The sequence below is a fragment of the Thermosynechococcus sp. HY596 genome (assembly GCF_030518715.1).
Taxonomy (GTDB): domain Bacteria; phylum Cyanobacteriota; class Cyanobacteriia; order Thermosynechococcales; family Thermosynechococcaceae; genus Thermosynechococcus.
The window spans coordinates 2,477,865-2,489,241 of the sequence record NZ_CP130346.1 but is presented as its reverse complement, the minus strand read 5'-3'; the positions used below and the strand labels follow the sequence as shown (position 1 = coordinate 2,489,241).

Below are 11,377 nucleotides of genomic sequence, written 5' to 3'. Positions count from 1 at the left end.
TTATCTCCTCCTCGCCCCTATCCTACAGAAATAATCCGAGCTAGGAAGAATGCCCAAGTAGTGGCAATCCCCCCTAGGAGGTAATGGGCTACACCGACGGCACGGCCTTGAATAATGCTCAGGGCACGGGGCTGAATGGCCGGTGCAACTTTCAGCTTGTTGTGGGCCCAAACAATGGACTCAATCAGCTCTTGCCAGTAGCCACGACCACTGAAGAGGAACATGAGGCTGAAGGCCCAAATGAAGTGAGCACCCAAGAACAACAAACCATAGGCGGATAGGGCTGAACCATAGGAGCCAATCACCTGAGAAGCTTGTGCCCACAGGAAGTCCCGTAGCCAGCCATTGATGGTGATGGCACTTTGGGCAAAGTTACCGCCCGTGATGTGAGATACCGTGCCATCGGGAGCAACAGTACCCCAGACATCCGACTGCATCTTCCAACTGAAGTGGAAAATTACAACAGAGATGCAGTTGTACATCCAGAACAGACCCAAGAAGACGTGATCCCAACCGGAGACTTGGCAGGTACCGCCACGACCGGGACCATCGCAGGGGAAGCGGAAGCCCAAGTTGGCTTTATCGGGAATGAGGCGAGAGCTGCGGGCAAAGAGGACGCCCTTCAGCAGAATCAGCACTGTCACGTGGATCGTGAAAGCGTGAATATGGTGCACCATGAAGTCGGCCGTTCCCAGAACAATGGGCATCATGGCGACTTTGCCACCGACTGCAACCACATCACCACCAAAGGCAACACTAGCGGTCGCTGCTGCATTGGGAGCAGTGCCACCGGGGGCTAGGGTGTGCAGGTGTTGTACCCATTGGGCAAACACGGGCTGAAGTTGAATCCCCGTATCCGAGAACATATCTTGGGGACGACCAAAGGCGCGCATCGTGTCGTTGTGGACGTACAGGCCGAAGCTGTGGAAGCCCAAGAAGATGCACACCCAGTTCAGGTGAGAAATGATGGCATCGCGATGGCGCAGTACCCGATCCAGAACGTTGTTTTGATTCATGGCCGGATCGTAATCACGCACCATGAAGATGGCACCGTGGGCAGCACCACCCACAATCAGGAAACCGCCAATCCACATGTGGTGGGTAAACAGCGACAGTTGGGTGGGATAGTCGGTAGCCAAGTAAGGATAGGGGGGCATTGCATACATGTGCTGCGCCACAATAATGCTCAGCGAACCCATCATGGCTAGGTTGATCGCCAGTTGGGCATGCCAAGAGGTGGTCAGCACTTCGTACAGACCTTTGTGGCCGGCACCGGTGAAGGGGCCTTTGTGGGCTTCAAGAATCTCTTTGAGGCTGTGGCCGATTCCCCAGTTGGTGCGGTACATGTGACCGGCAACGATGAAGAGGACGGCGATCGCCACGTGATGGTGAGCCGTATCCGACAGCCACAGGCCACCGGTAACAGGGTTCAAGCCGCCGTTAAAGGTCAGGAAATCCGAGTAGGCAGCCCAATTAAAGGTGAAGAAGGGAATGACGCCACTCAAGAAACCCCAATCCACTTTGGGATATAGGTCGGCCATCAAGCTGGGGTTAAGGATAAACTCGTGGGGCAAGGGAATATCCTTAGCAGCAACCCCTGCATCCAAGAGTTTGTTGATGGGTAGCGAGACGTGGATCTGGTGACCTGCCCAAGCCAAAGACCCCAAGCCAAGCAAGCCGGCGAGGTGGTGGTTGAGCATGGATTCCACGCTTTGGAACCATTCCAGCTTAGGAGCGCGCTTGTGATAGTGGAACCAGCCTGCAAAGAGCATTAAGCCAGCCATGACCAAGCCACCGATTGCGGTGCAGTAAAGCTGGAACTCATTGGTGATCCCAGAGGCACGCCACAGTTGGAATAGCCCCGAGGTGATTTGGATGCCGTGGAAACCACCGCCGACATCACCATTGAGAATGCCTTGACCCACAATGGGCCAGACCACTTGAGCACTGGGCTTGATACCGGTGGGATCGGCCAGCCAAGCCTCATAGTTTGAGAATTTTGCACCGTGGAAGTACATCCCACTCAGCCAGATGAACACCACAGCCAGATGGCCGAAGTGTGCACTGAAGATCTTGCGGGAAATATCTTCAAGGTCGCTCGTGTGTGTATCGAAATCGTGGGCAAGAGCGTGGAGGTTCCAAATCCATGTGGTGGTTTGGGGGCCTCTGGCCAAGGTGCGGTCAAAATGCCCGGGTTTTGCCCATTTTTCAAAGGAGGTGGGCACCGGGTCATTATCAACCACGACTCTGACCTTTGGCTCTCGCTCCGGTGGACTGATGGTCATCGAGTCTCTCCTCTCTCTTAGGCAAGGAAGGAACGAGGGCATTCACCTCGGCAATATAGAAAGATCTTTAGATCAATGATTGTGAAGAATCGTGAATCTAAAGACCCAGAATGGAACGATAAAGCCCGTTCAGGAGGCGAATGCTCAATTCAGCATTATAGAAGGGGAGTACAGACTTTGCCGATAATTAACATTATTTAAGATGCTTGAATTCTTGACATGATTGTGGGGGTATAAATGCATAATATATGCGCTATCATATCCATTGATTTAATACAGGTGGCCGTGGCTCAATTCCCTGTAGAATCGGCTTTTGGGGCGATCGCCCCCGATATGTAAATTGTTTTAAGTTTTATGACAAAAGTGATTATTTGTACCACTGATGCGCCTAGGCCGGTCGGCCCCTATAGCCAAGCCGTGCGCCATGGGGAATGGGTCTTTCTCGCAGGGCAAATTGCCCTTGATCCAAAAACGGGTGAGATTGTTGGTGGCGAAGATGTCAAGGAGCAGACCCGCCAAGTGATGGATAATCTCAGTGCTGTCCTCAAGGCCGCCGGTAGCGATTGGTCACAGGTGGTGAAAACAACCGTGTATCTTGCAGACCTCAATGACTTCGCCGCCATGAATGAAATCTATGCTCAGTACATGGATGCCGAGACAGCACCTGCCCGTGCCTGTGTGGAAGTATCGCGCCTGCCGAAGGGAGTCAAAGTTGAAATTGACTGCATTGCCTACTGTCCTACAACGGCCTAACGGCAATCACCGAGGCACGGAAATTATACTCTTTGCCCTCTAATTCTACGGGCGTCCCTACTTTGATGCCAGTATTCCCCAGCACAGGCCCCTTGTTAGTGATTTGGCCTCGGCCTTCGAGGGTCAAGAGCAGGTTGCTACTATAGGCCATCTCTGGGCGGGGATCTGGCAGCGCTTTAACCGATCCATCGGGCTGAGAAACAGTAACTGTGCGCGGCAGAACCTGGACATTTTTCACAGTGATTTGGCCGTAGGGCTGGTTGCGAATAATAAAGTTGGCGGTACTGCCCTTGGGAATCAGGTCTTGGGGAGTGGGAGTACTCAGACCCAGAACGAGAACATCTACTTCAATGGGTTGGGCAGCGGTCATTTGTGCCAACGAGGTGCCCGATCGCCCCGGCAGGAGGAACAAGCCCGCCAAAACGCACAGGAGAACAAGCCCTGCCCCAAGGTCTAGAAGACTCAGCTTGCCAAAAAGACGGCCATAGCGATCAATGAGTTTCATCGGCACTCTAGCTTAAACCCGCAGCAACATCCTACCACACGGGTTCTCCCTAACCGGCTTGCCAAACCCAGAGTTCCCCTTGGGTGCCCCCAGCGGCTAAATACGATCCCTTGGGGTGCCAAGCAAGAGTTGTGAAGTATTCTTGGGCACCTTGCAGTAACTCCTGCGGTTGAGTTTGCTGCCAATAACACAGCCATCCCTCATCGCCACTGGACACGAAGCCTTGACCTTGGGGATGAATAGAGAGGGCGCGCACAGTGCCACGGTGCAGATCCAGCACTTGGGGTTGCCAGCCGCTTTCGTCCTCGCTGAGGCGCCAGAGGATAATCCCCTCTTGGGAACTACTCAGGAGCTGGGGGGCTTGGTTGGCGGTTTCCAACCAGTGAAGATGCCGCACTTTACCGGGAAAGCCCTGCATTTGCCACGGATACTGATCGCCCCAACGCCAGACAAAAAGGGTGTGATCCATGTTGCTGGCCGCGAAATATTCCCCTGTGGCGGACCAGGCTACGCCCACTGTCGCAGACATAAACCCCAATTCTTGGGGATCGGCATCCCAATCTTTAGCCGACCACACCCGTACACCGCCATAACCGGCAACGGCCAAAGCATCACCCGTAGGTTGCCAAGCCAAAGCCAAAACTGACGAGGCTGCAAAATCAAGGGTGGCAATGACATCGGCTTGAGCCGCATCCCAAATCTGGACGTAGTGACCAAGACTAAAGGCAACCCAAGGCAATGTGGGATGCCAAGCCAGTTGATCAATCCAGTGGGAACCGTAGTGGAGCACCTGAAGATTCTCAGGGTGAGCTAAGGAACCAATGAGTACCCGTCCCTGCTCTCCCGCCGCTGCCCACCACTGGCGATCGCTCGCCACCGCGAGGATCGTTAAGCTTTGATCGGTCGCCGTTTGCAAGATGAGTTGCTCACCCACCTCTGGATCAATGTGATAGACCTCTCCTGCGGCGGAAGCGGCCAACAGATGGCGATCGCCCCACGCCAAGGCGGTGACGTACTCTTGAAGTTGGGTTTGTCCTAGTGGGATCAGAGAATTCACCAGTTACGCCCCTAGTGGAGGGTGTCGAAATAGATCTGAATGCCGACAATCATGGCAAACATGAGGGCAATAAACAAGCTAATGATCAGCCAGTGCCCCGCCACATTCACGTCAAAGATCTCACCATAAATGCCGTAGAGCCGGTCAATAATGCCTTCCGCTTGACCAATGGCTTTTTCCCGCTTCAGCATCCAGGATGATTCTTGATCCGAGGCTAAAACCGTTGCCTCATTGCTATAGGATGCCATGGGACACAGGCTCAACACACCGACGGTTCCCCTTCACGATAACAAGTGTTCTTGAGTCTTGGGGAAGGCCTAGACTAAACCGTTACGAAGTGCAACAACCGCCGCCTGCACACGGTCATCCACCGCCAACTTGTTCAAAATACCCCGCACATGGGTCTTGATAGTATTTGGACTGAGAAACAGCTTACTGGCAATTTCAGGGTTACTATAGCCTTCCACCATCAGCTTCAGGACATCCAGTTCCCGCTGCGAAAGGTGATAGTCCATTGTCGGTTGGGGCGGATGCAGGTGCTGGATCACATGGCGGGCAATCTGGGGATCAAGATAGGTGGCTCCCTCTTGGGCAGCAGCGATCGCCATCAGTAATCGCTCAACGGTTTCTCCCTTGATACAGTAGGCATCAGCACCACTAGAAAGGGCGGCAACGGCCTCAAGAGCCGATTGGTGGGAGGTGAGCATCACCACATGAATGTCAGGAAATTCTCGCTTCAGCCGTTGGGTTACTGCAATCCCGTCTAGCCTTGGTAGGCCAATGTCCATAATGACCACTTGCGGCTGCAACTGCCGTGTCATATCAATGGCACCATAGCCATCTTCGGCATAACCCACCACAGCAAACTGCTCCCCTAGAGCTTGTCCTAGCCCCAGTTGCATCATCGGATCATCTTCCACAATCAGGAGCCGTAGCTTGGGTGCCATGGTGGGCGGGGCAGTGCATTAACCGAGACCCGGAACGTTCAAACCACCTGTCAACTCTTCCATCCGTTCCCGCATAGTGGCGGTGGATTTTTGGTAGGCATCGCGCATGGCGGCGGTCACCAAATCAGAGAGCACTTCAGCCCCTTCACTCAGGAGATCTGGGCTGATTTCGACGCGGCGGGGTTCTTGGGTACCACTCATAACCACTTTGACGGCACCCCCTGCTGCTTGACCCTCAATGTCCATTTTTTCGAGGTCTTCCTGCAGCTTCTTGGCGCCTTCTTGAACTTGTTGTGCTTTCTGGATGGCTGCGGCCAGCTCCTTCATTTTGCCAAGACCGAAGCCAAAACCCTGTCCCTGTGCCATAGTGTTCCTTCTATACAGTGCGGACTATTGACTGCTATCTTATCACTGTCTTGAGAAGGGATTAGCGCGCTGCACGGGCAAGGGCATTGTAGAGACCATTGAGGACGGGAGGGGAAGGGAGGGGGGGCGAGTTCTCGAAAATTTGCATTGGCGTCAGGTTAGGCCGGCCATAGAAGCGGGTACTAGCACTACGGTCAAAACTAATATTGGCGCCCTCAAGGGCAACGCCGGCAAACAGACCTGCACTGCGCGTGTAGGAAAAGACTTGGGGACTCGGATCCGTAGGACTGACAACTTCGCCACCCACAGGGCCTGCCGCAACGGAGACATTGCCCCCTAGACGAAAGGACTGCGCCAAGCTGCGCATGACGACGGATTTATCCATGAAGGCCAGCACCACATCCGTGGATTGGGCACCAATTTGCAGGCCAAAGCTCCCGCCGGTCATTGTGATAAAGGCGGGCTTACTCCATTCGTTATTTTCATTGCGCACAAGCAGAATACCGGCGCCACGGCGGCCCCCAAAGAGAAACCCCGCTTGAACGACATTGGGAATAATGGCAATCCCTTGAGCGCGCTGGACAATCCTCGGTGGAATGCGGTTGTTGTTGTTAAATGTAAACTCGCCAAGGACAAATGTGGCGTTCTCGACCCGCTGCACCATGCGCGAATCAGGGGCATTTTGGGCAAGGGTGGTGTGGGGGATGAACATCAGGGCGATCGCCCCCCCCATGACAGACCCCACTCGGTATAAGCGTCCCATTACAAAACGCAATTCCATCGCCATCTCCCTCATCAGTGCATCAATATATCGTTAGACGGGTGAACCTTTCTGGCTTGTTCCATCACCAATCATGCCTTCTTAATGGCGGCAAAGCTAAAGAAAATCCGTTTTTTAATTTTCTGTCACTGGTAGCCCTCGTCCCTTGCTAAAAGGGATATGGCAGAATGTAGAGGGTTTTGCCTACACTAGCGATTCATACCTATTTGGTTTTCTAGGCAGGCAGCTCTCATGGAAAGTTAGGTGGCACGCATGGAACCCCTGTATCAATACGCTTGGCTGATTCCCGTTTTACCCCTCTTGGGAGCGCTGATTGTTGGCTTTGGCTTGATTGCCTTTTCAGAGACCACCTCGAAACTGCGGCGACCCAGTGCCATTTTCATCATGGCGTTGATGGCGATCGCCATGGTGCATTCTCTGAGCCTCTTCTGGAGTCAAGTCCAAGGCCACGCCCCCTATACGCAAATGATTGAATGGGCAGCGGCGGGCAATCTCCACATTGCCATGGGATACGTGATTGACCCCTTAGCGGCATTGATGTTGGTCATCGTCACAACGGTGGCCTTTTTAGTCATGCTCTACAGCGATGGCTACATGGCTCATGATGCGGGCTATGTTCGCTTTTTTGCCTATCTCAGCCTGTTTGGCTCCTCGATGCTGGGGTTGGTCGTCAGTCCCAACTTGGTGCAGGTCTATATCTTTTGGGAATTGGTGGGGATGTGCTCCTACCTGCTGATTGGCTTCTGGTATGACCGCAAAAGCGCGGCGGAAGCAGCACAGAAGGCATTTGTTACCAACCGTGTCGGTGATTTTGGCCTTTTGTTGGGCATGGTGGGGCTATTTTGGGCGACGGGTAGCTTTGACTTTGGTGGCATGGGCGATCGCCTGACGGAACTGGTCAATACCGGGCTACTTTCCCCTAGTCTTGCCGCCATTCTTGCCATCTTGGTCTTTCTCGGCCCTGTGGCCAAATCTGCCCAGTTTCCCCTGCATGTGTGGCTGCCGGATGCGATGGAAGGTCCGACCCCCATTTCTGCTCTGATTCACGCGGCAACCATGGTGGCAGCCGGAGTCTTCCTGATTGCGCGGATGTTCCCTGTGTTTGAGCAATTGCCCCAAGTGATGACCATCATTGCTTGGACGGGGGCCTTTACGGCATTTATGGGGGCAACTATTGCCATCACCCAAAACGACATCAAAAAGAGCTTGGCCTATTCAACCATTTCCCAACTGGGCTACATGGTCATGGGGATGGGCGTGGGTGCCTACAGTGCCGGCCTTTTTCACCTGATGACCCATGCCTACTTCAAAGCGATGCTCTTTCTTGGATCGGGGTCAGTCATCCATGGCATGGAAGGGGTGGTTGGCCACAACCCAGACTTGGCTCAAGATATGCGCTACATGGGGGGGCTGCGCAAGTATATGCCCATTACAGGGGCAACATTTCTAGTGGGGTGCTTGGCCATTTCTGGCGTGCCGCCCTTTGCTGGCTTTTGGTCAAAGGATGAAATTTTAGGCGCCGTTTTTCATGCCAACCCGGCAATGTGGCTGCTGACGTGGCTCACGGCGGGCTTAACCGCCTTTTACATGTTCCGCATGTACTTCATGACCTTTGAGGGCAAGTTCCGTAATGTGCCCCCAGAGTTACAGGAACACTATGATCACAATGCCCACCACGATCAGCAGACTGCTGAACCCCATGAATCCCCTTGGACAATGACCCTACCCTTGGTGGTGCTAGCAATTCCCTCGACGTTGATTGGTTTTGTGGGTACCCCCTTCAACAATCTCTTTGCGGCCTTTATCCATGCTCCCGGTGAGGAGATGGTGGCAGATCACGCGGTGGATTTGACGGAGTTTCTCATCCTTGGCGGTAGCTCTGTGGGCATTGGCCTGATTGGCATTACCTTGGCCTCCCTGATGTATCTCAAGGGCACTCCCAGTCCGCAGGCGATCGCCAAAGCCATTCAACCGCTGTACCAGTTCTCACTGCATAAGTGGTACTTCGATGAACTCTATGAGGCGGTCTTCATTAAAGGCTGTCGTCGCTTGGCGCGTCAGGTCTTGGAAGTGGATTACAACGTGGTGGATGGCGTGGTCAACCTCACGGGCTTTGTCACGATGGTCACCGGTGAAGGGCTGAAATACTTCCAAAATGGCCGTGCCCAATTCTACGCCCTCATTGTGCTGCTGGCGGTGTTGGGATTTGTCATCTTCTCGGTGCAAGCCTAACCCCGGTCATGGTTCTTTCCCAACTGCTGGAGGAGTAAACACGACTGCCATGAGTACGTTTCCTTGGCTGACAACGATTATCCTGTTCCCAATTGTGGCTTCCTTGGCGATTCCCTTCATTCCAGATCCCACAGGCAAAGGACGCCCAATCCGCTGGTATGCCCTGACGGTGGGGTTGATTGACTTTGCCTTGATTGTCTATGCCTTCACGAATTTCTATGACCTGAACACCCCCGGCATGCAACTGTGGGAAAGCTATGACTGGATTCCCGAAATTGGCCTGCGCTGGTCAGTGGGGGCAGATGGCCTCTCCATGCCGCTGATTTTACTCACGGGCTTTATTACCACGCTGGCGATTTTGGCGGCTTGGCCAGTGACCCTGAAGCCGCGACTGTTTTATTTCTTAATGCTGGCGATGTATGGTGGCCAGATTGCCGTTTTTGCCGTGCAGGATATGCTGGTCTTTTTCCTTGCGTGGGAACTGGAGCTGATTCCGGTGTACCTGCTCTTGGCAATTTGGGGGGGGCACAAGCGTCAATACGCGGCAACAAAGTTCATTCTCTACACGGCTGGTAGCTCCCTCTTTATTTTGGTGGCGGGCTTGGCCATGGCCTTCTATGGCGACACGATTAGCTTTGATATGCAGACCTTGGCGGCCAAGGACTATGCCATTGGGTTTCAACTGCTAGTTTATGCCGGCTTTTTGGTGGCCTACGGCGTCAAGCTGCCGATTGTCCCCCTGCACACGTGGTTGCCGGATGCCCACGGTGAAGCAACAGCGCCGGTGCACATGCTGCTGGCGGGGATTCTCCTGAAGATGGGTGGCTATGCCCTGATTCGCATGAATGTCGATATGCTGCCGGCAGCCCATGCCAAGTTTGCCCCCGTTTTGGTGATTTTGGGGGTGGTCAACATCATCTATGCGGCGCTGACTTCCTATGCGCAGCGCAATCTCAAGCGCAAAATTGCCTACTCCTCGATTTCCCACATGGGCTTTGTGCTGATTGGGATTGCCTCCTTTACCAATTTGGGCATGAGTGGGGCGGTGCTACAAATGGTCTCCCACGGCTTGATTGGGGCGAGTCTCTTCTTTTTGGTGGGAGCCACCTATGACCGTACCCACACGCTGATCCTTGAGGAAATGGGCGGTGTTGGCCAGAAAATGAAGAAAATCTTTGCCATGTTTACGGCCTGCTCCTTGGCCTCCCTTGCTCTGCCGGGGATGAGTGGCTTTGTGGCTGAACTCATGGTCTTTATTGGCTTTGCCACCAGTGATGCCTATTCTTTGCCCTTCCGCGTGATTGTGGTCTTTTTGGCCGCAGTGGGGGTGATCTTGACACCAATTTACCTGCTGTCGATGCTGCGGGAAATTTTCTACGGCCCTGAAAACAAGGAATTGGTGGAGCATGAAGCCCTTGTGGATGCTGAACCCCGCGAGGTGTTTATCATTGCCTGTCTTTTGGTACCAATTATTGGCATTGGCCTCTATCCCAAGCTATTGACGCAAATTTACGATGCCACCACGGGGCAGGTGATTGCGCGAGCGCGGGAAGTGGTACCGACACTGGCTCAGCAGGTGGATCAACCCTTAGGGACACTGGTGGCACCGAGCCTGAACTCTCCCTCTAAATGAGTTGGCTGCGAGACTGGGTACTGGGGGAGTGGAGTTGGTTGCGCTTGGGGCGATCGGCACTCCTGATTTATCTGATCATTGCGGTCTATCTCTACTTTGGCGCCGATGCCCTGATCTTCCATCCACCCCGTCCTACCTACTCCCTTTCTGAGGAGATCCGGCTGATTCCAGTGGGGCAGGGCGATCGCCTTGCGGTGCGGTATGTCGCCAACCCAGACGCTCACTTTACGCTGCTGTTTAGTCACGGCAATGGGGAAGACCTCGGCATGGTGGAACCCTTTCTACAGACGCTGCGGCAGTGGGGGTTTTCCGTCCTCGCCTACGACTATCGTGGCTACGGCTTGAGTTCGGGTCGCCCTAGTGAGCGTCATGCCTACGCAGATGCTTTGGCAGCCTATACCTATCTCACAGAGGAACTGCGAGTCCCCCCAGAGCGGGTGATTCTCTATGGCCGTTCCCTTGGCGGTGGGGTGGCGACGGAACTGGCAACACAGGTTGCAATTGCGGGGTTGGTCTTAGAAAGTACCTTTACTTCCATCTTTCGGGTGGTGGTGCCTTTCCCGTTGTTTCCCTTTGATCGCTTTATCAACCGAGATAAACTGCCGCAAGTCAAGGTGCCGCTGTTGATTCTCCACGGTACTGCCGATAGCATCGTGCCCTTTCGTCATGGCCAATACCTTTTTGCCATTGCCCGTGAGCCAAAATTTTCCCTCTGGGTCGAGGGTGCCGATCACAATGATTTTGTTGAGGTGGCGGCCGATCGCCTGCGGATAGCGTTAGAGGAATTTGCTGCTTTTCTGAAGGCACAATCTGCCTAG

Annotated in this window: 11 protein-coding genes; 4 read left to right on the top strand and 7 right to left on the bottom strand. The window is 53.9% G+C overall.

The window, feature by feature from the left end:
* Nucleotides 1-17 precede the first annotated feature (17 nt).
* Nucleotides 18-2,225 (bottom strand): photosystem I core protein PsaA, encoded by a 2,208-nt coding sequence (psaA, locus tag QYC28_RS12250; RefSeq protein WP_399363257.1) that lies wholly within the window; start codon nt 2,223-2,225, stop codon nt 18-20.
* A 414-nt stretch (nt 2,226-2,639) separates the two neighbouring features.
* Between psaA and QYC28_RS12245 the strand changes: the two genes are divergently transcribed.
* Nucleotides 2,640-3,038: a RidA family protein gene (locus tag QYC28_RS12245; RefSeq protein WP_149821221.1), complete on the top strand. Its 399-nt coding sequence runs from the start codon at nt 2,640-2,642 to the stop codon at nt 3,036-3,038.
* On the opposite strand, the gene QYC28_RS12240 is transcribed toward QYC28_RS12245, so the two are convergent.
* The 6 genes from QYC28_RS12240 to QYC28_RS12215 all read right to left on the bottom strand — a co-directional run bounded on the left by QYC28_RS12240 (nt 3,025) and on the right by QYC28_RS12215 (nt 6,676).
* A complete protein-coding gene (locus QYC28_RS12240; RefSeq protein WP_190278101.1) occupies nt 3,025-3,543 on the bottom strand; it encodes a DUF4330 domain-containing protein in 519 nt (172 codons plus the stop codon). The two genes, QYC28_RS12245 and QYC28_RS12240, sit on opposite strands and share 14 nt — an antisense overlap.
* A gap of 49 nt (nt 3,544-3,592) precedes the next feature.
* Nucleotides 3,593-4,600 (bottom strand): WD40 repeat domain-containing protein, encoded by a 1,008-nt coding sequence (locus tag QYC28_RS12235; RefSeq protein ID WP_286625888.1) that lies wholly within the window; start codon nt 4,598-4,600, stop codon nt 3,593-3,595.
* Between the two features lie 11 nt (nt 4,601-4,611).
* The gene (locus tag QYC28_RS12230) at nt 4,612-4,848 is read right to left on the bottom strand and encodes a hypothetical protein (protein ID WP_149821215.1); all 237 of its coding nucleotides are present in this window, start codon (nt 4,846-4,848) and stop codon (nt 4,612-4,614) included.
* Nucleotides 4,849-4,917: 69 nt separating this feature from the next.
* A complete protein-coding gene (locus tag QYC28_RS12225; protein WP_149821213.1) occupies nt 4,918-5,547 on the bottom strand; it encodes a response regulator transcription factor in 630 nt (209 codons plus the stop codon).
* An 18-nt stretch (nt 5,548-5,565) separates the two neighbouring features.
* Nucleotides 5,566-5,913, bottom strand: coding sequence for a YbaB/EbfC family nucleoid-associated protein (locus tag QYC28_RS12220; RefSeq protein ID WP_149821211.1), 348 nt, complete (start codon nt 5,911-5,913; stop codon nt 5,566-5,568).
* Nucleotides 5,914-5,974: 61 nt separating this feature from the next.
* The gene (locus QYC28_RS12215) at nt 5,975-6,676 is read right to left on the bottom strand and encodes a lipid-binding SYLF domain-containing protein (RefSeq protein WP_286625884.1); all 702 of its coding nucleotides are present in this window, start codon (nt 6,674-6,676) and stop codon (nt 5,975-5,977) included.
* A gap of 270 nt (nt 6,677-6,946) precedes the next feature.
* On the opposite strand from QYC28_RS12215, the gene QYC28_RS12210 reads away from it, so the two are divergent.
* The 3 genes from QYC28_RS12210 to QYC28_RS12200 are packed head-to-tail and all read left to right on the top strand — an operon-like array spanning nt 6,947 to nt 11,377.
* Nucleotides 6,947-8,926 (top strand): NAD(P)H-quinone oxidoreductase subunit 5, encoded by a 1,980-nt coding sequence (locus QYC28_RS12210; RefSeq protein ID WP_149821207.1) that lies wholly within the window; start codon nt 6,947-6,949, stop codon nt 8,924-8,926.
* Nucleotides 8,927-8,975: 49 nt separating this feature from the next.
* Nucleotides 8,976-10,559 (top strand): photosynthetic/respiratory NAD(P)H-quinone oxidoreductase subunit D1, encoded by a 1,584-nt coding sequence (ndhD1, locus tag QYC28_RS12205; RefSeq protein WP_149821205.1) that lies wholly within the window; start codon nt 8,976-8,978, stop codon nt 10,557-10,559.
* Nucleotides 10,556-11,377 carry an alpha/beta hydrolase gene (locus QYC28_RS12200; RefSeq protein WP_149821203.1) on the top strand — a complete coding sequence of 274 codons (822 nt, stop codon included), beginning with the start codon at nt 10,556-10,558 and terminating at the stop codon, nt 11,375-11,377. The genes ndhD1 and QYC28_RS12200 overlap by 4 nt, the downstream gene beginning before the upstream one ends.